Here is a 20,417-nt window from a genome sequence, read left to right as displayed (position 1 = left end):
GCTCTGCCCCGAATGCCCCGCTTCGCGCGCGTGCTGATCGGCATCGCTCTCGTCATTGGCGTCGCGCTCGCCATTCTCTGGCTTCAGCGAAAGCCGATCGCCGACAGTTTCGTTCGCGACGAATTGCGCAAACGCGGCGTGCCTGCCCGCTATCGCATCGCCGATCTCGGGCTGTCGACTCAGCGGCTGGAGGATGTGGTGATCGGCGATCCCGCCCATCCTGATCTCGTCGCCGACTGGGTGGAGGTGCACACCGATCTTTCCTTTTCGGGCGCGAAGGTCACCGGGATCAGCGCCGGGCATGTCCGCATCCGTGGCGCATTGCAGAACGGCACGCTGTCGCTCGGCGCAATCGACAAGCTAATGCCCCCGCCCTCGGGCAAGCCCTTTTCGCTGCCCTCGCTGAACGTCCGGGTCGCGGATGCGCGGATGCATCTCGAAACGCCCTATGGCGTCGCCGGGCTGAAACTGCGTGGCGAAGGCCGGCTCGACGACGGGTTCCACGGCACGCTCGCCGCGGTATCGCCGCGCATGGCGGTGGGCGGATGCACTGCCGAGCGAATGGCTGCGGTGTTGAAAATCGCGGTCTCCGATCAGCGCCCTGCGATCGAAGGTCCGCTGCGCGCTTCCATGGCGCAGTGCGCGGGCGTCGTGCTCACCCGGCCGGGGGCGCAGCTCGACGTGACGCTCAACGAAGCGTTCGACCGCTGGCAGGGCAAGGCGGATATCGATCTCGATGCCGTCGCGGCGACCCAAGCGCGCGCGCAGGCAGTGAAGGGCAGCGTCACCTTTTCGGGCGGCGCAAAGACCACACAGGGCACGCTGGAACTGACGAGCGGCGCCTTTGCGAGCGCGATGCTCTCTGGCAAGGGAGCGCAGATCGACGGCCGCTATCGTGCCGGAAGCGCGGGCAACGGCTTTACCGGTTCGATCGCCGCGACCGGCGCTGCCCTGCAGCGCGCGATGCTGGCACGCGCCGGTGCGCTGAAAGAGACCGCGCCGGGAACGCCGGTCGCGCCGCTGCTGGCAAAGCTCGGCGATGCGCTGATCCGCGCCGGGCGCAGCGCCGATATCAGCGCCGAACTCACCGTCGATCAGGAACAGCAGGGCGGGCTGATCCGCGTGCAACGCGCGATGCTCCATTCGGCGAGCGGCGCTGACGTGACGCTGTCGGGCGGCGAGGGTGTGCGCTATCGCTGGCCCGACGGCGCGATGACGCTCGACGGGCGGATCGGCTTGGCGGGCGGCGGCCTGCCCGATGCCGCGATCAGCCTTTCCCAGCGTGCGCCCTTCACGCCCGTCACCGGCACCGCGCTGCTCGGCCGGTACAGCGCCGGGGATGCGAGTATCGCGCTCAGCCCCGTGGCGTTCTCCGCAGCGCCCGACGGCACCACCCGCGTTTCGACCGAGCTGACGCTCAGCGGGCCGCTGGGCGACGGGCGGGTGGAGGGGCTGCACGTGCCGCTCAACGCCTATTGGAACGGCGGCGCAAGGCTGGTGGTCAATCGCGGCTGCGTTCCCGCCGGGTTCGACCGGCTGGCGATCTCCGGCCTGTCGCTCGATTCGGCGAAGTTGCGCCTGTGTCCCGCGGGCGAGGCGCTGGTGCAAATCGCCGGGAACCGCATGTCCGGCGGCGCGCGAATCGCCGCGCCCGATCTCACCGGCCATATCGGCGGCACCCCGCTGCGGCTGAGCGCCGGGTCGACCGAGTTCCGCCTCACCGATAACGGCTTCGCGCTGTCCGACGTCAAGGCGCGGCTGGGCGAGGAAGCCGCACTCACCCGGATCGATGCGGCGACGATCACCGGCCATATCACGGGTGGCGGCGCGGTTGCGGGCGGCTTTACCGGCGGGGCGGGGCAGATCGGTTCGGTGCCGCTTCTCATGTCGGATGCGGCGGGCGACTGGACGCTGAAGCAGGGCACGCTGACGTTGACCGGCGGGCTCACATTGTCCGACGCCGCCGAATCGCCGCGCTTCCGCCCGCTGGCGAGCGACGACTTCACCCTGACGCTGGCGGGAAGCGAAATCAGCGCTGGCGGCACGCTCAAAACCCCCGAAACCGGCGTGAAGGTCACCGATGTCACCCTCTCGCACGACCTTTCGACCGGCGCGGGCAAGGCTGATCTTGCCGTGCCCGGCATCGCCTTCAAACCCGACGGGTTGCAGCCCGATACGCTGACCCCGCTGACGCTGGGCGTGGTTGCCAATGTCGACGGCACGGTCACGGGCGAGGGGCATATCGCCTGGAACCGCGACGGGGTGACGAGCAGCGGCGATTTTCGCACCGCCGGAACCGACCTTGCCGCCGCATTCGGTACGGTCAGCGGACTGTCGACCGATCTGCATTTCACCGACCTTTTGGGGCTGGTATCCGCGCCGGGACAGCTCGCGACGATCGCTGAGATCAACCCCGGCATCGCAGCGTCTGACGGCGTGTTCCATTATCAGCTGACCGGTGAGCAGCGGGTGCGGATCGAGGACGGGCACTGGCCGTTCGCCGGCGGCGACCTGACGCTGGAGCAGACCGTGCTCGATTTCAGCGGCGACAAGGCAAAGCATCTGACCTTCCATGTGAAGGGCATGGAGGCGGCGCAGTTCCTGCAGCAGTTCGATTTCGACAATCTGAACGCGACCGGCACGTTCGACGGCGTGCTGCCGATGATCTTCGACGCAGACGGCGGGCGGATCGAGGGCGGGCATCTCGATTCGCGCGTCGGCGGCGGATCGCTCGCTTATGTCGGCGATATCAGCCAGAAGGATCTCGGCTATTGGGGCAATGTCGCGTTTCAGGCGCTGCGCTCGCTACGCTATGATTCGCTTTCGCTCGACATGAACGGGCCGCTTGCGGGCAGCATGGTGACGCAGATCCGCTTCGAGGGCGTCAAACAGGGCAAGGGCGCGAAGAGCAATTTCCTGATCGACCGAATCGCGAAACTGCCCTTCCTTTTCAACATCACGATTCGCGCGCCGTTTCGTCAGCTGATCGATTCGGTGCAATCCTATTACGACCCTTCGCGCCTGATCGAGCGCAACTTGCCGACCTTGCTCGATGAACAGGCGGAGGCGGCGAAGGACAGCAAACAGAAGGATTCCGAAGGCCGGGATCAGGCTGAACCCATTCAGCCGGGCGAAAGCAGGGATGTGCAATGATGCGAACATTATGGATGAATAGCGAACGCGGCGCACTGACTGCCGCATTGGGGGCGGCGCTGATATTGCCGCTTTCGGGCTGCGTCACGATCAATGCGCCGGAAAAGCCGATACGCATCGACCTGAATATCAATGTGACGCAGGAAGTGGTATATCGGCTGGATAAAGAATCGAAGAACTTGATCGAGGACAATCCGGACATATTTGGCGGATCATGATGATGACCAGAAAAATCGCTCTCTCGCTCGGTGTGCTTTCGCTCGGCGCGCTCTCGCTGGGGATGGTCGCGCTGATAGCGGGCACCACCGCGACGCCCGCTTTCGCGCAGTCGATGAGCTGGCAGCAGGCGAAGCAGCAGGGGCTGATCGGCGAACAGCCCGACGGCTATCTGGGCATTGTCGGCAATGCGACGCCCGACCTGCGCAAGATCGTCAGCGACATCAATATCAAGCGCAAGGCCGCGTATACGCAGCAGGCGCAGGCGAACGGCGCGACGGTGGAGCAGTTCGCGTTCACCACCGGATGCAATCTGATCGCGCGCACCGACCCCGGCGAAATGTATCAGACACCCTCGGGCGCGTGGAAGAAGCGCGGCACCGGTGCTCCGGAACGGGACCCGCGCTGCGCCTGATCGCGGCGAAGCGCGCAAATCGGGCTTATAATCCAGCGACCTGATGTTGCTCCTTTGCACCACTTGTCGGTATGACCGGCAGGGTCGGTGTGTTGACTTGATCGGGAGGGCTTCCTAAACGGCCTTTGCCTTGGCGGGGTCGGCTCGCCGCTGCGTGATATCCTCCCCCCGTTCGAATCAAGCGAAGGAAGGGGTGTCGCGTGTCGGAACAGGATCCCGGGCAAAGGCCCCGCAGCGTTGACGATGCGCGGCTCGATTCGCTGGAACAGCGGCTGGAGCAGGTAAAGCATCGCGAAAACGTGCGAACGGGCCGTGAAGCGGCGAAGCCGGACGGGGGATATCGTCTCGGCAATCGCGTGCTAGCGGCGCTGATCGGGGGCATTGCCGGCGGAGCGCTGATCGGATGGGTACTGGACCGTCTGATCGGAACATCGCCCTGGCTTCTGATCGTCATGCTGTTCCTTGGAATAGCGGCGGCGTTCAGGAACATCATTCGGATTACTGGCGAGCGCCCGGAATAACCGGGCGTTCGTCGCATTTGGGCTTGAGGCGAAATGACGGTCGAAACGGGCGGCAAGATCGATCCCATGCATCAGTTCCTGATCGAACCCGTGTTCGGTCGGCACTGGATTGTCGGCGGCTATGATCTTTCCTTCACCAATTCCGCATTGTGGATGGCAATCACGCTGATCGTCTTCTGGGCGTTCATGCTGATGGGGATGAAGGGCGATCTGGTTCCGACCCGGCGTCAGGCGGCGGTCGAATCGATGACCGGCTTTGTGAAGAACATGCTGACATCGAATATCGGGCCGGAAGGGACGAAGTTCCTGCCCTATGTCTTCTCGCTGTTCATGTTCATCCTCATCGCCAATATTCTGGGTCTGATGCCGCTGGGCGTGGTTCCCGGCTGGCACCCCTTCACGATCACCAGCCATCTGACGGTGACCGGCGTATTGGCGATCATCAGCTTTTCGATCGTGCTGATCGTCGGGTTCGGCCGCCACGGTTTCGGCTTTTTCAAGCTGTTCGTGCCGCACGGCACGCCGCTTGCCATGGCGCCGCTGATTTTCGTCGTAGAGCTGATGAGCTTCCTCGTCCGCCCGTTCAGCCTCGGCCTGCGTCTGTTCGTCGCGATGACGGCAGGGCATATCCTGCTGAAGGTGCTGGCCGAATTCGTCGTGACCGGCCTCAATGCCGGTGCCGGCTATGCCGCGATCGTCAGCCTGCCCAGCATGGCGCTGATGATCGGGATCACGCTGCTCGAACTGCTCGTCGCTGCGATCCAGGCCTATGTTTTCGCTTTGCTCACGTCGGTGTATCTGAACGACGCGGTCAATCTTCACTAACGTAAAACCATAAATTTTTCTGCGAAGGAGTTAATCATGGACGCTGAAGCCGCAAGAATGCTGGGTGCCGGTCTTGCCGCAATCGGTATGGGCCTCGCCTCGCTCGGCGTGGGCAATGTGTTTGCCAAGTTTCTCGAAGGCGCGCTGCGCAACCCGTCGGCCGCCGACAGCCAGCAGGGCCGTCTGTTCATCGGTTTCGCGGGTGCCGAACTTCTCGGCCTGCTCGCATTCGTGACGATGATCATCCTGGTCTTCGTTGCATAACTAACTGACCCATGCGCCGGGCGCCCTTTGCGGTGCCCGGCACATCAGAATCGGAACGCCATGCCTCAGATCGAACAAGTCGCCGCGACCTACGCGTCGCAGATCTTCTGGCTGCTCATCTTTTTCGGCCTGACCTATTTCGTCATCGGCCGGATGATGGTCCCCAGGGTCGAAGGCGTCGTCAAAAAGCGCGATGACCAGATCTCCGCCGATATCGATGCCGCAATCACGGCACGCGAACGTGCGGAAGCGCTGGAAGAGGAATGGCGCAAGGATATGGCCGATGCGCGTTCGACCGCGCGGGCCGAACTGAACAAGGCCAAGGATGCCGCTGCCGCTGATACATCGGCAAAGCTGGCAGCCGCCGAAGCGGAAATCGCCGCTGAGGTCGATGCGGCCGAAGCGGCGCTCGAAGCCCGCAAGGCAGAGGCCATGAGCCATTTGGAAGAAGTCGCCGTCGAAGCCGCGCAGCAGGCCGTTGAAAAGGTCTCCGGCCTGTCGATCGAACGCGACACGGCAGCGACGAAGGTTCGGGAGGTGATCGCCCATGGCTGAAATGCAAAGCACTGCGGCTGCGACCGCCACTGCCGCGCAGGGCCAGACCGGCGTGCTCGATGTCGAGCCGCTGGCGAAGGTTCCCGAGCATGAGGGCACGCTGGTGCCCGAGGGCGGGCATGCGTCCGCCAGCGCGTTCGGCTTCGATGCCGCCGGATGGGTGGGAATCGCCGGGATCATCGTGATCCTGCTGATGATCTGGAAAAAGGTTCCGGCCGCGATCGGGGGCAGTCTCGACAAGCGGATTGCCGAGATCAAGGCCCAGCTCGCCGAAGCGCAGAAGCTTCGCGAAGAGGCAGAGGCGCTGCGCTCCGAATATGAGGGCAGGGCAAAGGCGGCCGAGGCCGATGCGCAGGCGATGCGCGAACATGCGCATGAAGAGGCGCGCCAGATCGTCGAACAGGCAAAGGAAGACGCAGCGCAGCTCGTCGCCCGGCGCAAACAGATGGCCGAGGACCGGATCGCCGCCGCCGAACGTCAGGCAGTGGCTGAGGTCCGCGAACGCGCGGCGGGTGCCGCCGTCACCGCCGCCCGGGCAATCATCGGCGAACGCTTCGACGCCGAAGCCGACAGCGCGCTGATCGCCCGCTCGATCGAAGGACTGGGCCGCACCCACTAAAATTTGATGACGTGATCCCAACCCCATAGGCCCCTCCCCTTCAGGGGAGGGGTTGGGGTGGGGGCATCGCCACGAACGCAATGGTCACCGACGCTCCCCTGAACCGGAGGGGGCAATCTGCGCCATCCCGCTCTAAGCCCTCAACCGACCATCTCCCAAAAGCCGCGACGCCCCACCGGGTGTTCGCGGCTTTTGTCCGTCCGGGGCAGGGCGGAGCCGACGGGCCGGTGCGGCGTTGGGGAGGGGCTGACGATCGGGCAGCGACCGGTTCACATCCATGCAAGCTGCGACCGTCTATCCCGTCCCCCTTCAGCCGATGTGCCATCGGCGCGATTGAAAGAGATGCTTATGCTGGTCCGCCTTACCCTCATCGCCTGCGCTCTGGGCCTTTCCGCCACCGCGCAGGCGCAAACCACGCCCGCGCCCGGGGCCGAAGCGCCCGCAAAGCCGGGTCTTGACCTCGCGCTCTACAATCTCGACACGCCGATCGGGACGCTGATCGACCATGAAAAGACCCGTGCGGTGCTCGACAAGCATCTGCCCGGGCTCAGCACCGACAAGAATCTCGACAAATTCCGCCAGATGAGCCTGCGCGAATTTCAGCCCTATACCGGCGGCAAGCTGACCGATAAAATGCTCGAAGAAGTCGCCAGGGATCTCAGCACCATCGATTGAGGCGCTTATCATTCGCGGATCATTGCGCCATGGTGGGGCGATGATCCGCTTGTTGCTGCCGCTGCTCATCCTCACCGCCGCTGCCTTTCCGGCGGCTGCGCAAAATACACAGGCGCCCGAAGCCGCCCCGTCGCCCGCGATTGCCGCCGACCAGGTGAGCGATTCGGACGATCGCGCCATCGCCCAGCGGATCCGCGCTATCTTCGCCCAGATCGATTCGCTCCGTGCGATCCGCGTCGATGTCCGTTCGGGCGTGGTGACGCTCACCGGGTCGGTCGCCAATGCGGGCGATGGCGACCGGGCGGAGGCGATCGCCGCGCGCGTCGCCGGCGTGGTGACGGTCGAAAACCGGATCGATCGCGACCTTGCCGTCGATCAGAATCTCACCCCCGCGCTGGGCCAGTTCGGCGCAGATATGCGCGCGCTGCTCCGCGCTTTGCCGCTGCTCGGCGTCGCGATCGGCATTGCGCTGCTGATCGGCGCGCTCGGCTATCTCCTTGCCGGGCGCGACCGGTTCTGGCGCTGGATCGCGCCCAATATCTTCCTTGCCGAGCTGCTCCAGACCTCGGTGCGGTTTATCTTCATCATCCTCGGGCTCGTCGCCGCGCTCGAAGTGCTCGGCGCGACGGCGCTGCTCGGCGCGGTGCTGGGCGGGGCAGGGGTGATCGGCATCGCGCTTGGCTTTGCGGTGCGCGATACGGCGGACAATTATGTCTCCTCGCTGATGCTCAGCCTGCGCCAGCCGTTCCGCGCGAACGATCATGTCGTGATCGAGGGCAAAGAGGGCCGCGTCCTTCGCCTCACCTCGCGCGCGACGATCCTGATGACGCTGGACGGCAACCATCTGCGCATCCCGAACAGCACCGTGTTCAAGGCAGTGATCCTCAATTACACGCGCAACCCCGAGCGCCGGTTCGATTTCGACCTGGGCGTCGATGCCGATGACGACCCGATCGAGGCGATGCGCGTCGGCCTCGCCGCGCTGGCCGCGCTCGATTTCGTCCTCGACACGCCAAAGGCAAGCGCGGTGATCGAGCAGGTCGGCGATTCGAACATCGTGCTGCGCTTTTTCGGCTGGGTGGATCAGCAGCATACCGACTTCATGAAGGGCCGCAGCCTCGCCATTCAGGCGACCAAGGCTGCGCTGGAAGGCGCCGGCTTCGCGCTCCCCGAACCGATCTATCGCCTCCGCTTCGACGAAGGCACGCCGCTCCCGCTCACCCGCGCGGGCGGCAGCGGGGCAGGCCAGCGCAAGCCGCGCGCGGCCACCCCCGGCGGGGACGCGACCGACACCCGCCCCGAAAGCCATATCGAAAAGCTGGTCGCCGAGGAGCGCGCGGAAGGCGGCGAAAACGACCTGCTCGACGAATCCAAACCCGTCGAGTGAGTCGCCCCCATCTAATACCAAGCTGCGTTTATGTGGGCCTATCCGCGTGTTGCGATCTTAACCACCAGTCGTCACCCCAGCGAAAGCTGGGGTCTTCGGGGGGCTTGGGGAGACCGGAGCCGCGCACCTGCAGCAGATGCCAGCTTGCGCTGGCATGACCGCGGGGGGATGGGTCGCCATTCATGCACCTTGGTATAACAACCCCGTTCGCGTGCGAAGCGCAGTCGGGAAGCACGCCCCAAACACCCCCGCTTACCCCCGGCGCGCCCTCAGACCTGCCGCACCTACAGACTGGCCGGATGCACGAGCGGCATGTCCGGATCGGGCACCCAATCCGGGTCATCCACCGGCTCGCCCCGCGCGAGCCCGGCCGCCCGCTGCGCCGCCGCGATATTGTCGAGCCGCCGCAGCACTTCCTTCTTCGCCTCCAGCTGACTCGAATATTCGATCTGGCCGGTCCGCACGCTGCGATACCAGTTGCCCGATCCATCGGAGAGATGCGCGCGCCCGTCGCGCGTCGCCTCCGCCGCGAGCCAGGCCTGCCCCACCGGAGACTTGGCATCGATCCGCTCGCCATTCGGCCCGACCAGATCGTGCCACGGCCCGACCTCGCGCAGCTTCGGAATCTGGAACGTGCCCGACTCGCCCGCGCCGACCGCCTCATGCGGTTGCGCCGCGTCGCCGCCGGCACCGCCCGACGCGCCGGCTCCCACGCCACCGCTGGTTTCGAGCGAAGTCGAGGAACCGCTACCAGCCATATCCCCGCGCACCAGCAACAAGCGCAACAGCGAATCCGAATAGCGCCGCCGCGTGCCGATCACCTTGCCCCCCGCAACGATCGGCTCTTCCCAGCCAAGCACCCCGCGTTCATACGCCGCCTGCTCGATCGTCGGCATCGCCTTGGCAATCGCCCGGTCCCAGCTTCGCGCAAAGGCATCGTCGCCCGATCGCTTGCGATAGGCGCTGGTCGTCGAAATCCGCGCCCGCCGGCACGCATCGGCAACACAGCCCGTTTCGGAAAGCGCCCGCAAAAACACCCGCCGCCGCGCATCGGTCCACCCGTCATGGCGAACCCGAGTCTTTGGTTTTTTCGAAGTTGAAAGCGAGGAACCACTACAAGTCCCCCTCGCCTTGGGGGAGGGAGTGTTCGGTGAAGCAGCCCCCGGCTGCTTCAGTTCGTCCGGGGGACGAACGACCGAACACTGGGAGGGCATCTCCCCGCTCACACCGTCCCGAAGTGTATCCGAGCCCCGCGCATCCCCATGCGCATCACGCTTACGCCCCATCGTCTCCGCTCCTTCACCGTCAAAAAGGAGCAATTCAGATATACACAAAAAGGCGTGTAGGACAGCGGAAAGTAGAGATGGATACTCAGGCCGGGGACTGCATAAAAGCTTTGAGTGGGCCGAACGATAGAGCCAGCCTGCTCTTGTTTACCTGAGCTATGTCAACTCAGCGCCCCGCTGACTTCGCAGCTTGGTTCGACCAATGGAGCAACAGCTCGGATCCATTCTGGCTTTCATAGTCGTATATCGGGGCACCCGTGGAAAGCGGCCGCACACACCCATTGGCCACCGGCGCCAACCATTTGGGCCACCGCAGCAGCTGCGTGGACATGCTCTCAATCTTGTACCATCCGCTGTCGATGTGCTCATAGACGTAAATGCGACCCTGCGCATCTTTGCCCACAGCGATATAGTCCAGCGGGTTCGGTCCAAACTCCCCATAACAACGCTGACCGATGCACCAGAGGTGATTGATTCGCACGGCGAAGATGCCGTTACCATTGAGTAGCGATCGCGCAATCTCAAAGCGGCACCACGGACGTGCCCAAGTATGCTCACCGGTCAGGACGCAGGTTGCGCTTGTGCCAACGATATTATTACTGATCGATCTCCGGAGATATTCTGCATTGAAGCTTTTTCGGCTTTCCCACAGGCTTCGATCCTGAACGGTCTTTATGCGCTCGCTATCGATGCCCCTGATCTTGCCCGACTGCCGAACCTGGTTGACCCGGTTCACGTCTGCATAGTGGAAAGAATAGAAAACTCGTCGGACGCGAGGCGAAGTTGCGGGTTGCGTCGAGCGTGCTGCTAGCGGTGTCCTACGCCCGAACAAGCCCCCAAGCGCAGGCGCTGTGCTACGTTGGAACGAGTCCAAGGCTGGTGGATTGTTGGCCAAATAAGCCCCGAATATTCCGCGCGGTGACACTGCTGGTGTGGGCGGAGGCGGCTTTAACAAGCTGTGAAGAATGTTCTGATCCGAGTTAGCACTCGGCCTCGGCGCTGGCGAATCGCTCAACGCGCGAATGATCTGCTCAAAATAGTTGTCAGACTGCCAACTCATGCATTCCACCATATACGATGAATAGGGCGCATGCTATCAAAACCGCCCCGTAGAAAAGTAAAATTGATTTACTGGTCAGCGCCTTCTTAAAGTCGTCACTAGAAGCTGAAGGAGCAATTTTCATGTTGTCTGCATCGCTCAAGGGGCGGGCAATGACCTCATCGTAAAAGGTGCGGAACTGAATCTCTAGCGCCATGTAATAGGTGTCTATGAACAGGAAGAAAACGGCAGCTATCATCCCGATCACGCCTAGCTGCATAGAATTAGCTTGGAGCGATATGGCAGCGAGGCCTGCGAGGATGGTGACGAGGAAAGTTTTCACGCTTGCGCTGAAACCCGACATGCGAGTGATGACCCCCTGAATCATCCCAAGGTGCGCGACACGCATCGTAACCAGACTCTCTTCCTTCAAATCCATCCGTACTTCCCCTAAAGTCACGTTACTTGTTTCGGCTGTCTAAAATCGGGTGTCTGGTACCCCGGAAGAGGCTGCGCCAGTGTCATTAATTATATCGTGACTTGGTGATATAGTAGCCGATTTATATTTATCAATGCCGCCACTTTCAACAGATACTTGGCGTCGCTAGGATGCTACGTTCGACTACTGGTTTCTTTCGGGGTCACATATCAATATTCCGAACCACTGGCGTTGGGCTCGCGACAAGCATCAACACTTCCCCCCGCCCCCCATCCCCTTCCCCAAACCCCGCCCCCTTGCTAAGGCGCCTGTCGAATCTCGCATTCGCTTGCATCGTGCTGACGCGCCCGTGCGGACCCTTCCGCCTCCCCGCCGCGTTGGCCCGGCAAAGACTAGGGAAGGGAAGACCATTTATGACGGCTATCGGCCAGGACTCGCTCGGAACCCGTGACACGCTTGACGTAAACGGAAAGAAGTACAGCTATTATTCGCTCAGCAAGGCCTCGGAAAAGCTTGGCGACGTATCGCGCCTGCCTTTTTCGATGAAGGTGCTGCTCGAAAACATGCTGCGCTTTGAAGACGGCACCACCGTCACCCGCGAAGACGCGCAGGCGATCGTCGACTGGCAGAAGGATGCCCGCTCGGATCGCGAAATCCAGTATCGCCCCGCGCGCGTGCTGATGCAGGATTTCACCGGCGTTCCCTGCGTCGTCGATCTCGCCGCGATGCGCGATGCCATCGGCAAGCTGGGCGGCGATGCGGAGAAGATCAATCCGCAGGTTCCCTGCCACCTCGTCATCGACCATTCGGTCATGGTCGACGAATTCGGCACGCCCAAGGCGTTCGAGGCGAATGTGGACCTTGAATATCAGCGCAATGCAGAACGCTATGAATTCCTGAAATGGGGATCGAAGGCGCTCGACAATTTCAAGGTCGTCCCTCCCGGCACCGGCATCTGCCATCAGGTGAACCTCGAATATATCGGTCGCGGCGTCTGGTCGTCGGAAGATAGCGAGGGCAATCCGGTTGCCTATCCCGACACGCTCGTCGGCACCGACAGCCACACCACGATGATCAACGGCCTTGGCGTGCTCGGCTGGGGCGTCGGCGGGATCGAGGCAGAGGCAGGCATGCTCGGCCAGCCCGTCTCGATGCTGATCCCCGAAGTTGTCGGGTTCAAACTGACCGGCGCGCTCAACGAAGGCATCACCGCCACCGACCTCGTGCTCACCGTTACGCAGATGCTGCGCGCAAAGGGCGTGGTCGGCCGCTTCGTCGAATTTTACGGCCCCGGGCTTGAGGCGCTCAGCCTTGCCGATCGTGCGACCATCGCGAATATGGCGCCCGAATATGGCGCGACCTGCGGCTTCTTCCCGATCGATGACAAGACGCTCGAATATATGCGTCTGACCGGCCGCGACGACGAAACCATCGATCTGGTAAAGGCCTATTGTCAGGCGCAGGGCATGTGGCACGTCGCCGATCGCCCCGACCCGGTGTTCACCGACACGCTCGAACTCGACATGTCGACCGTCCACGCATCGCTTGCCGGGCCGAAGCGTCCGCAGGACCGCGTTTCGCTCAACGAAGTTGACGACCTGTTCAACGGCGACCTCGAAAAGGTCTATAACAAGGCGAAGCATGAGCGCGTCGGCGTCGACGGGCGCGATCACGATATCGGTGACGGCGACGTCGTCATCGCCGCGATCACCTCGTGCACCAACACCTCGAACCCCAGCGTTCTGGTCGCTGCCGGGCTTGTCGCTCGCAAGGCGCATGCGCTCGGCCTCAAGCCCAAGCCCTGGGTGAAGACCTCGCTCGCCCCGGGGTCGCAGGTTGTCACCGATTATCTCGAAAAGTCGGGGCTGCAGGACGATCTTGACGCGCTCGGCTTCAATCTGGTCGGCTATGGCTGCACCACCTGTATCGGTAACTCCGGCCCGCTGGCAGAGCCGATTTCGAAGGCGATCAACGGCAACGACATCGTCGCTGCCTCGGTCCTGTCGGGCAATCGCAATTTCGAAGGCCGCGTGTCGCCGGACGTTCGCGCCAACTTCCTCGCCTCGCCGCCGCTCGTCGTCGCTTATGCGCTCAAGGGCACGGTGATCGAGGATATGGAAGCCACCCCGCTGGGTCAGGACAAGGACGGCAACGACGTCTTCCTGAAGGACGTATGGCCCTCGAACCACGAAGTCGCCGAAATGGTCACCGCCAACGTCAACGACGCGATGTTCCGCGACCGCTATGGCGATGTGTACAAGGGCGACGACCACTGGCGCGACATCAATGTGGAAGGATCGGACACCTATCAGTGGAATGCGGGGTCAACTTATGTGCAGAACCCGCCTTATTTCGAAGGCATGACGATGGAGCCGGCTCCGGTCAGCGACATCATCGAAGCGCGGCCGCTGGCGCTTCTCGGCGATTCGGTCACCACCGATCACATCTCCCCGGCGGGCAGCATCAAGGAAGACAGTCCGGCCGGAAAATACCTGAAAGATCATCAGGTTAGCAAGGCTGACTTCAATTCCTACGGCTCGCGCCGCGGCAACCATGAAGTGATGATGCGCGGCACTTTCGCCAACATCCGCATCCGCAACGAAATGGTCCCCGGCGTCGAAGGCGGCATGACCAAGTACGATGGCGAAGTAATGCCCATCTACGACGCCGCCATGAAGCACAAAGCCGACGGAACTCCGCTGGTTGTCGTCGCCGGTAAGGAATATGGCACCGGCTCGTCGCGCGACTGGGCGGCCAAGGGAACCATCCTTCTGGGTGTCCGCGCGGTCATCGCGGAGAGCTTCGAACGCATCCACCGCTCGAACCTCGTCGGCATGGGCGTCCTCCCGCTTCAGTTCGCGGAAGGGGTGACGCGCAAGTCGCTGAAACTCGACGGTTCGGAGAGCTTCACGATTCGCGGTATCGCCGATCTCCGCCCCCGTCAGGAGGTAGAGGTTACGCTGACGCGTACCGACGGTTCGAACGAAACGTTCAAAACGCGCTGCCGCATCGATACCGCCAACGAGCTTGAATATTATTTCAACGGCGGCATTCTTCAGTATGTGCTCAGGAAACTTGCTGCATAAGCGGGTTTCGACCGGCAGGGCGGCGACACGGAAAAATCCGGCACCGCCCCGCCAGCGAGCTGTTTTTATGGAGAGGTGCCTGATGCATATTTCGAAAATTTTCGCCGCCGGGGCTGCGCTCGCGCTGGCTTCCCCCGCGCTCGCCGCACCTCAGCCGATTGCCGGCAAATGGATTTCCGAAGGCGGCAAAGCGCTGGTCCAGATCGGCCAGTGCGGCAATACCGTGTGCGGGAAAATCATTAAGGTGCTGAAGCACGACCCCAAGCGCCCGACCACCGATGTCGAAAATCCCGACCCCAAATTGCGCGATCGCCCGATCGAAGGGCTGACGATCCTCACCGGCTTCACCCCCGATGGCGATGTCTGGCGCGGCGAGATCTACGACCCGCAAAGCGGCAAGACCTATCGTTCGGTCCTGCAACGCGAAAACGGTAAGCTCACCGTGAAGGGCTGCGTGGCGATCTTCTGCAAGACGCAGCATTGGAAGGCCGCGAACTGATCCCTGCGGCGGGGCAGGGGCGCTGTTTCAGAGCACCCGCCCCGCCACGGCATCCAGCTTCGCGAGCAGCGCAGGATCGCGCATAGGCGGCGCGGTAATCAGCGCAGCGTCGAGGCAGGTGTCGATCGGCGAGGGCGTGCGTTCGGCGGGCAGCGCGCGCAGCAGCTCGATCACCATCGCCCGCGCCTTTTCGGCATTGGCGGAGAGTTGCGCAATCACCTGCGCCACATCGACCGCCGCTTCTTCCGCGCGCCAGCAATCATAATCGGTGACCATTCCGACCAGCGCGTAAGGCAGCTCCGCCTCGCGTGCGAGCTTCGCCTCGGGCATGGCGGTCATGCCGATGACATGACAGCCCCATTGCCGATAGAGCTGGCTTTCGGCGCGTGACGAGAATTGCGGCCCCTCCATCGCCAGATAGGTTCCGCCCGCATGCACCGTCGCTCCGGCCTGTCGCGCGGCCTTTGCGGCATAGTCCGACAGGCGCGGGCAAACCGGTTCGGCCATCGACACATGCGCGACCATGCCGCTGCTGAAAAAGCTCGACAAGCGACCGCGAGTCCGGTCAATGAACTGGTCGACGATGGTAAAGCTGCCCGGCGCGCGTTCCTCGACCAGACCGCCGACCGACGACACCGCCAGCAGATCGGTCACGCCCAGCCGCTTCATTCCGTCGATATTCGCGCGCGCGTTCAGCTCGGACGGTGCGATCCGGTGGCCCCGACCGTGGCGGGGCAGAAAGACGGTGCGGACATGCCCGACCCGGCCGGTGAAGAACTGGTCGGACGGCGCGCCCCAGGGGCTCTCGACCGATACCCATTCGCCCCCCTCGATCCCCTCGACATCATATAGACCCGACCCACCGATGATTCCGATCGTCCAGCCGGTCATTCCGTGTCCTTTTTCCATAATATCCACCCCTTCATGCACGCGGTGCGACGCTTCTGGCAAGCAGTGCGGAAGTCTCTGACTCGACAAGCTTTTTCTGAAAGCAAGTCGGTTCGGCGCGGGAACCGCCCGACTTGTCGTTCATTGGTTGCGAAACAGGAGGAAAGCCATGGTTGATCTGTCAACCGCCGGGCGCGGCCTGATGGTCGGCGCATTTCTGGCGATGACCGCTGCGGGGTGCAGCTCTACGATGATGGGCGGCAGCGCGATATCCGACGGCGCGGGCCAGCGCGCGGTCGCCGATATGCGGATGGCGGACGGCAGCGATGCGGGCACGGCGACCGCAACCGCGCTTGCCGATGGACGCGTTCGCATTTCGATCGATGCGCGTGGCCTTCCGCCCGGCCCGCATGGCGCGCATATCCATAGCGTGGGTCAATGTACGCCGCCCGATTTCACCTCGGCCGGAGCGCATTGGAATCCCACGAACAGCCATCACGGCGTCCGCGATCCGCAGGGCCCGCATGGCGGCGATATGCCGAACCTGATCGTCGGCACCAATGGTCAAGCGTCGATGGCGATCACACTCCCGGCGGGACGCTATGCGCAGATGATGGATGCCGACGGCGCGGCGATCGTCATTCACTCAGGCGCCGATGATCTGAAGACCGATCCTTCCGGCAATAGCGGAAGCCGGATCGCCTGCGGCGTGTTCATGCAGTCCTGATTTGTAAGCGAGGGTCCCGTCCTGTGCCCCGGCATCTCTTCATCCGCTGATTTCGTCGTCGCGATAGCGGATTTGCAAATAACGTCCGCGCGTTGCGAGCAAATCCAGATCGCCTTGCGCCAGCTGCGCCGACATCTGCCCGATCTCTTCCTCGATCACTTTCAGCCCGTCGACCAGTTGCTCGTCGGGAGTGCGACCGTTGCGCGGTTCGCGGCGCAGCGGTTCGGGAACGCGCTGATAGCCGCGCACCAGCTCGGGCAGCTGCTCACCCACCAGCTTGCGGATTTCCGCCGCCGCCGGTTCGTTTTCGTCGAGCGTCGCCAGTTGCGGAGCGAGCGTTTCCAGCTTCATCCCGATCGTGTCGGCCAGCGTGCGGGCCGGGGCGGGGAGGGCGAGCCGTTGCCCCTCCAGCCATTGTTCGGTTTGCAGCGGCAGGGCGCGCAGCGGCACCTCGTGCAGTCGTTCGACACTGATCGGCCGGGGGCGCGGGAAAATCGCCAGGAACAGCGTCGCCGCGATCAGCAGCGCCATGACCAGTATCGCACCGCCCATGCCGATTGGTGAAACCCATCCGACGACCAGCGCACCGATCAGGATCGCGACATCCGCCGCGGCAATCCGACCCACCCGGCGAAGAATTTCGCCCTCGCGCCGCCGCTTCGCCCGGTCGCGCACCGAAGCATAGCGTTCGCGCGTGCGGTCGAGATATTCGCTCGACCGGGCGATCTGGCGATCCACTTCGGTTTGCATCATGGCGTCGTCCTACAGCGATTCGAGCTTGAACGGTTCGGCGGCCTCACCACCATTTTGCGCCGCCCCCTCGGCACGCGCGATATAGCCTTTCGATTTCTCGACCTCATTCGACAGCACCGTCACGGTCGATTTCATCGAATCGAGCGCCTTCAGCTTGAAGGTGTCGATCGCATCCATCGTGTCATAGATATTCTGGAACGCGCGTTGCAGCGTTTCGACCGGCACGGTCGATGCCGCCGCCTGTTCATGGATGCGGGCGGTGTTTTCTTTGAGCAGCTTGCCGGTCGAATCGATGATGTTCGCGGTGGTGGTGTTGAGCTGGGTAATCTGTTCCAGCACCAGCCGCTGATTGGTCATCGCCTGCGCCACCGTAACCGCAGTACGCAGCGCGGCGACGGTGGTGGTCGAGGCGCGATCAACGCCCTTTACCAGCTCGACATTGTTTTTCTTGACCAGATCGAGCGCGAGATAGCCCTGCACCGTCACCGCCATCTGGGTGAGCAGATCCTGCGTACGCTGACGCACATAGAAAAGCGCGGTTTCGCGCACCGCCTTCGCCTTGGCCGGGTCGCTATAGTCAAGCTCTTCGGCCTTTGCCTCCAGCTTGCGGTCCATTTCCTTCGAAATATGGATCATCTGTTCGAGCCGGCCCATCGCCGCCCATAGATTCTGCCGCTCAACATCGATCGCGGCATTGTCCATCAGCAATTCGTCCTTGCCGCTGGCCAGCGCCTTCAGGATCGCCGCAATATGACTCTGCGCCGAGCTGTAGCGGTCGAAATAGTTGCGCAGCTTGTTGCCGAACGGGATGATGCCGAACAGTTTCTTGCGCGACAGCAGATCGCCCTGTTTGCCGGGGTCGAGGTCCTCGATCGTGCGGCGAAGCTCGGCAAGATCGGAACCGACGCCGCTTTCCTGATCCATTGCCTTGACCGGCCGGTCGAGGAAACGGTTCGACTGGCCCGCCGCTTCGCGAATCTCGCGCTGGCCCATCGCCGAAATCTGATCGACCCGCTTGCCGAATTCGGGGGAGTTCACATCCTGCGCGAGCAGATCGTCGATAAAGCTGTCGACCCGCTCGTCGAGCTTCGACTTGGTGCCCTCATCGACCGGGACCAGCCCGGCCGCCTTTTCGGGCTGCACGGTCGGCACCGGATCGGGGGCCTCCAGCTTCAGGTCGGGTGCCGCATCCATCGTCTCGTTCGAACCAGCCATTTTGATCCCTGTATCCCGTTTCGTGTGCGAAGATTGCGCGCGAAACGGGCGTGGTGCAAGTGTATCAATAGAATAATACACGCGCGCCGGGATTCAAGGGCACTCCCGCGAACGCGCGCGATCAGTTCCTCGGCTTCTTGCCCGCCAGTGCCGACAGCACGCCGCGCAGCGTGCGAACCTCCTGCGCCGTCCAACCCGGTTTGGTGAGTAGCGTGCGCAGCGTCCGCTTCGTCGCAGGCGTGCGATCGGGCGGGAAGAAGTAACCCGCCGCGTCGAGCATCGTGTCGAGCTGCCCGATCATCCCCTCCAGTTCGGACTGCGGGGCTGGGGGATCGAGATCGGTAGCAGGCGGGGAGGCAAGGCCCTCCGCCTTCGACCATTCATACGCCACCAGAATCACTGCCTGCGCGAGATTGAGCGATCCGAATTCGGGATTGATCGGTACGGTGATGATGCTGCGGGCGAGCGCGACATCGTCGGTTTCCAGCCCCGATCGTTCGGGGCCGAACAGGATCGCCGATTTGCCCGGCTCGGCGCGGATCGCATTTGCCGCCGCATCGGGGGTGAGCACCGGCTTGGTCACGCCGCGCTTGCGCACGGTGGTGGCGAAGACATGCGCGCAATCGGCGGTTGCTTCCGCAACGCTGTCGAACAGCTTTGCCTGTTCGAGCACCTGATCGGCACCGCTCGCCGCAGGCCCGGCATTGGGGTTGGGCCAGCCGTCGCGCGGGGATACGAGCCGCATTTCGGTAAGGCCGAAATTCAGCATGGCGCGCGCCGCCTTGCCGATATTTTCGCCCAATTGCGGGCGAACGAGAATGATCGCCGGTTTCGGCGCTGGTAGAGGGCTGCTGCCCGAATTGCTGGTCATGTCATATGTCTAGACATTTCAGCGCCGCATTCCAGTGCTGAATATTCGCGCGCGGTTCCTGCACGAAGGGCGAGCGGCGGATGAGCTTAAGGACCAAATCCGCGATCCATCGGCCGGGCTGGCGAAGCGGTCGTTCGAACTGGATCAGCAGCACCACCCGCGTGCCGCCGGTATCGTTCCACACCTCATGGTCATAGGTATCGTCGAAGATCAGCGTCTCACCCTCGGCCCAGCGCAGCATGCGGTCGCCGATGCGAATCCGCGCATCGCCGTCGCGCGGGACGATCAGGCCGAGATGGCAGGTAATCAGCCCCTTGGTCACCCCGCGATGCGGCGGAATATGCGCGCCGGGGGCGAGGATCGAAAAGACCGCGCTGTTCAGTCGCGGGATCTGCGCGACCAGCTTCGCTGTTTCGGGGCATTGCGCGATATTGTCCTCGATCGCAAAGCCATAGCCCCATAGGAAGAAGGAACGCCACATATCGACCGGCGCAATGGCGCGGTGATCGGGCGAGATCGCGGCGAGCGGCGGCGCGGCATTATCGGCGAGCGCGATCCGCTCCGCTTCGTCCCGGATCGCCGTCCAGTTCGCGCGCAGCGTCGCAGTCCAAGCGAAGTCGCGAACGTCGAGCACCGGCTTGTTCGGCACCAGCGAGGATTTGGCGATCAGCCGGTCGAACATCCCGCGCAACCGCTTGCCCAGCCGGATGATGAGCGGCCGCGGCGTGTCGGGGCGCGAGGGCAAACGGCTCGCAGCGCCGCTGACCGAAGCCGCGCCCCAATATGCCGCTGGTTTGCCGATCCCGCTCCGCATGACCCGTACCGAATGCCGCCTTGTCTTCCGATTCTTTCGTTATTTCGGGCCTAATCACGGCATTGGTCGAAAACATGGCGGCACCGTGACGGATGTGACGAGGGTGCGGCAGCATTCGCACGCGGGACTGCGATCAGAGATTGTCGGAACGTGCGATATCGGCCAGAATG

The 20,417-nt window shown here is 63.2% G+C and carries 21 protein-coding genes; 13 read left to right on the top strand and 8 right to left on the bottom strand.

Going from position 1 to position 20,417, the window contains the following annotated elements; translation table 11 throughout:
* Window positions 1-12: 12 nt before the first annotated feature.
* The 10 genes from EV664_RS08365 (at window position 13) to EV664_RS08320 (ending at window position 8,630) form a co-directional block, all read left to right on the top strand.
* Window positions 13-3,153, top strand: coding sequence for an intermembrane phospholipid transport YdbH family protein (locus EV664_RS08365; RefSeq protein ID WP_133495232.1), 3,141 nt, complete (start codon window positions 13-15; stop codon window positions 3,151-3,153).
* A 14-nt stretch (window positions 3,154-3,167) separates the two neighbouring features.
* Window positions 3,168-3,371 carry a YnbE family lipoprotein gene (locus EV664_RS08360; protein WP_133495231.1) on the top strand — a complete coding sequence of 68 codons (204 nt, stop codon included), beginning with the start codon at window positions 3,168-3,170 and terminating at the stop codon, window positions 3,369-3,371.
* Complete coding sequence (locus EV664_RS08355; RefSeq protein ID WP_425326419.1) at window positions 3,371-3,784, top strand: YdbL family probable chaperone protein; 414 nt, start codon at window positions 3,371-3,373, stop codon at window positions 3,782-3,784. Before EV664_RS08360 ends, EV664_RS08355 begins: the two co-directional genes overlap by 1 nt.
* A 200-nt stretch (window positions 3,785-3,984) precedes the next feature.
* Complete coding sequence (locus EV664_RS08350; RefSeq protein ID WP_133495230.1) at window positions 3,985-4,305, top strand: AtpZ/AtpI family protein; 321 nt, start codon at window positions 3,985-3,987, stop codon at window positions 4,303-4,305.
* A 33-nt stretch (window positions 4,306-4,338) separates the two neighbouring features.
* Window positions 4,339-5,130, top strand: a complete 792-nt coding sequence (locus tag EV664_RS08345; RefSeq protein ID WP_133495229.1) for a F0F1 ATP synthase subunit A — start codon at window positions 4,339-4,341, stop codon at window positions 5,128-5,130.
* A 36-nt stretch (window positions 5,131-5,166) separates the two neighbouring features.
* Window positions 5,167-5,394: a F0F1 ATP synthase subunit C gene (locus EV664_RS08340; protein WP_133495228.1), complete on the top strand. Its 228-nt coding sequence runs from the start codon at window positions 5,167-5,169 to the stop codon at window positions 5,392-5,394.
* Window positions 5,395-5,454: 60 nt separating this feature from the next.
* Window positions 5,455-5,949, top strand: coding sequence for a F0F1 ATP synthase subunit B family protein (locus EV664_RS08335; protein WP_133495227.1), 495 nt, complete (start codon window positions 5,455-5,457; stop codon window positions 5,947-5,949).
* Window positions 5,942-6,568 carry a F0F1 ATP synthase subunit B family protein gene (locus tag EV664_RS08330; protein ID WP_229668179.1) on the top strand — a complete coding sequence of 209 codons (627 nt, stop codon included), beginning with the start codon at window positions 5,942-5,944 and terminating at the stop codon, window positions 6,566-6,568. The genes EV664_RS08335 and EV664_RS08330 overlap by 8 nt, the downstream gene beginning before the upstream one ends.
* Before the next feature lie 348 nt (window positions 6,569-6,916).
* The gene (locus tag EV664_RS08325) at window positions 6,917-7,243 is read left to right on the top strand and encodes a hypothetical protein (RefSeq protein ID WP_133495226.1); all 327 of its coding nucleotides are present in this window, start codon (window positions 6,917-6,919) and stop codon (window positions 7,241-7,243) included.
* Between the two features lie 40 nt (window positions 7,244-7,283).
* Entirely contained in the window at window positions 7,284-8,630 is a 1,347-nt protein-coding gene (locus EV664_RS08320) for a mechanosensitive ion channel family protein (RefSeq protein ID WP_188656386.1), read from the top strand.
* Between the two features lie 284 nt (window positions 8,631-8,914).
* On the opposite strand, the gene EV664_RS08315 is transcribed toward EV664_RS08320, so the two are convergent.
* The 3 genes from EV664_RS08315 to EV664_RS08305 form a co-directional block, all read right to left on the bottom strand.
* Window positions 8,915-9,661, bottom strand: coding sequence for a hypothetical protein (locus EV664_RS08315; protein WP_133495225.1), 747 nt, complete (start codon window positions 9,659-9,661; stop codon window positions 8,915-8,917).
* A gap of 421 nt (window positions 9,662-10,082) precedes the next feature.
* Window positions 10,083-10,976, bottom strand: coding sequence for a TIR domain-containing protein (locus tag EV664_RS19640; RefSeq protein ID WP_268237641.1), 894 nt, complete (start codon window positions 10,974-10,976; stop codon window positions 10,083-10,085).
* The gene (locus tag EV664_RS08305) at window positions 10,960-11,394 is read right to left on the bottom strand and encodes a hypothetical protein (RefSeq protein WP_133495223.1); all 435 of its coding nucleotides are present in this window, start codon (window positions 11,392-11,394) and stop codon (window positions 10,960-10,962) included. The genes EV664_RS19640 and EV664_RS08305 overlap by 17 nt, the downstream gene beginning before the upstream one ends.
* Before the next feature lie 413 nt (window positions 11,395-11,807).
* Between EV664_RS08305 and acnA the strand changes: the two genes are divergently transcribed.
* A complete protein-coding gene (gene acnA / locus EV664_RS08300; RefSeq protein ID WP_133495222.1) occupies window positions 11,808-14,480 on the top strand; it encodes an aconitate hydratase AcnA in 2,673 nt (890 codons plus the stop codon).
* A gap of 82 nt (window positions 14,481-14,562) precedes the next feature.
* Window positions 14,563-14,979: a DUF2147 domain-containing protein gene (locus tag EV664_RS08295; protein WP_229668178.1), complete on the top strand. Its 417-nt coding sequence runs from the start codon at window positions 14,563-14,565 to the stop codon at window positions 14,977-14,979.
* Window positions 14,980-15,006: 27 nt separating this feature from the next.
* On the opposite strand, the gene EV664_RS08290 is transcribed toward EV664_RS08295, so the two are convergent.
* Window positions 15,007-15,870, bottom strand: coding sequence for an S-methyl-5'-thioadenosine phosphorylase (locus EV664_RS08290; RefSeq protein WP_133495352.1), 864 nt, complete (start codon window positions 15,868-15,870; stop codon window positions 15,007-15,009).
* 166 nt (window positions 15,871-16,036) lie between these two features.
* On the opposite strand from EV664_RS08290, the gene EV664_RS08285 reads away from it, so the two are divergent.
* Window positions 16,037-16,594 carry a superoxide dismutase family protein gene (locus tag EV664_RS08285; RefSeq protein ID WP_229668177.1) on the top strand — a complete coding sequence of 186 codons (558 nt, stop codon included), beginning with the start codon at window positions 16,037-16,039 and terminating at the stop codon, window positions 16,592-16,594.
* Window positions 16,595-16,633: 39 nt separating this feature from the next.
* On the opposite strand, the gene EV664_RS08280 is transcribed toward EV664_RS08285, so the two are convergent.
* From EV664_RS08280 to EV664_RS08265, 4 genes are all read right to left on the bottom strand, one after another.
* The gene (locus EV664_RS08280; RefSeq protein WP_133495350.1) at window positions 16,634-17,344 is read right to left on the bottom strand and encodes an HAD family hydrolase; all 711 of its coding nucleotides are present in this window, start codon (window positions 17,342-17,344) and stop codon (window positions 16,634-16,636) included.
* Between the two features lie 12 nt (window positions 17,345-17,356).
* A complete protein-coding gene (locus EV664_RS08275) occupies window positions 17,357-18,562 on the bottom strand; it encodes a toxic anion resistance protein (RefSeq protein ID WP_133495220.1) in 1,206 nt (401 codons plus the stop codon).
* A 121-nt stretch (window positions 18,563-18,683) separates the two neighbouring features.
* Complete coding sequence (locus tag EV664_RS08270; RefSeq protein ID WP_133495219.1) at window positions 18,684-19,433, bottom strand: RNA methyltransferase; 750 nt, start codon at window positions 19,431-19,433, stop codon at window positions 18,684-18,686.
* A gap of 1 nt (window position 19,434) precedes the next feature.
* A complete protein-coding gene (locus EV664_RS08265) occupies window positions 19,435-20,247 on the bottom strand; it encodes an aspartyl/asparaginyl beta-hydroxylase domain-containing protein (protein ID WP_133495218.1) in 813 nt (270 codons plus the stop codon).
* Window positions 20,248-20,417: the final 170 nt, after the last annotated feature.

The sequence above is a fragment of the Stakelama pacifica genome (genome assembly GCF_004361835.1).
GTDB lineage: Bacteria > Pseudomonadota > Alphaproteobacteria > Sphingomonadales > Sphingomonadaceae > Sphingomonas > Sphingomonas pacifica.
The sequence above is the reverse complement of the archived record's forward strand: the minus strand, read 5'-3'. Positions and strand labels throughout refer to the sequence as shown.

What these genes read in the sequence shown, in the direction of transcription:
- EV664_RS08365 (WP_133495232.1), top strand. Translation starts at nt 13, where the DNA reads ATGCCCCGCTTCGCGCGCGTGCTGATCGGCATCGCTCTCGTCATTGGC.
- EV664_RS08360 (WP_133495231.1), top strand. Translation starts at nt 3,168, where the DNA reads ATGAATAGCGAACGCGGCGCACTGACTGCCGCATTGGGGGCGGCGCTG.
- EV664_RS08355 (WP_425326419.1), top strand. Translation starts at nt 3,371, where the DNA reads ATGATGACCAGAAAAATCGCTCTCTCGCTCGGTGTGCTTTCGCTCGGC.
- EV664_RS08345 (WP_133495229.1), top strand. Translation starts at nt 4,339, where the DNA reads ATGACGGTCGAAACGGGCGGCAAGATCGATCCCATGCATCAGTTCCTG.
- EV664_RS08340 (WP_133495228.1), top strand. Translation starts at nt 5,167, where the DNA reads ATGGACGCTGAAGCCGCAAGAATGCTGGGTGCCGGTCTTGCCGCAATC.
- EV664_RS08335 (WP_133495227.1), top strand. Translation starts at nt 5,455, where the DNA reads ATGCCTCAGATCGAACAAGTCGCCGCGACCTACGCGTCGCAGATCTTC.
- EV664_RS08330 (WP_229668179.1), top strand. Translation starts at nt 5,942, where the DNA reads ATGGCTGAAATGCAAAGCACTGCGGCTGCGACCGCCACTGCCGCGCAG.
- EV664_RS08325 (WP_133495226.1), top strand. Translation starts at nt 6,917, where the DNA reads ATGCTGGTCCGCCTTACCCTCATCGCCTGCGCTCTGGGCCTTTCCGCC.
- EV664_RS08320 (WP_188656386.1), top strand. Translation starts at nt 7,284, where the DNA reads ATGATCCGCTTGTTGCTGCCGCTGCTCATCCTCACCGCCGCTGCCTTT.
- EV664_RS19640 (WP_268237641.1), bottom strand. Translation starts at nt 10,976, where the DNA reads ATGAGTTGGCAGTCTGACAACTATTTTGAGCAGATCATTCGCGCGTTG.
- EV664_RS08305 (WP_133495223.1), bottom strand. Translation starts at nt 11,394, where the DNA reads ATGGATTTGAAGGAAGAGAGTCTGGTTACGATGCGTGTCGCGCACCTT.
- acnA (WP_133495222.1), top strand. Translation starts at nt 11,808, where the DNA reads ATGACGGCTATCGGCCAGGACTCGCTCGGAACCCGTGACACGCTTGAC.
- EV664_RS08295 (WP_229668178.1), top strand. Translation starts at nt 14,563, where the DNA reads ATGCATATTTCGAAAATTTTCGCCGCCGGGGCTGCGCTCGCGCTGGCT.
- EV664_RS08290 (WP_133495352.1), bottom strand. Translation starts at nt 15,870, where the DNA reads ATGACCGGCTGGACGATCGGAATCATCGGTGGGTCGGGTCTATATGAT.
- EV664_RS08285 (WP_229668177.1), top strand. Translation starts at nt 16,037, where the DNA reads ATGGTTGATCTGTCAACCGCCGGGCGCGGCCTGATGGTCGGCGCATTT.
- EV664_RS08280 (WP_133495350.1), bottom strand. Translation starts at nt 17,344, where the DNA reads ATGCAAACCGAAGTGGATCGCCAGATCGCCCGGTCGAGCGAATATCTC.
- EV664_RS08275 (WP_133495220.1), bottom strand. Translation starts at nt 18,562, where the DNA reads ATGGCTGGTTCGAACGAGACGATGGATGCGGCACCCGACCTGAAGCTG.
- EV664_RS08270 (WP_133495219.1), bottom strand. Translation starts at nt 19,433, where the DNA reads ATGACCAGCAATTCGGGCAGCAGCCCTCTACCAGCGCCGAAACCGGCG.
- EV664_RS08265 (WP_133495218.1), bottom strand. Translation starts at nt 20,247, where the DNA reads ATGCGGAGCGGGATCGGCAAACCAGCGGCATATTGGGGCGCGGCTTCG.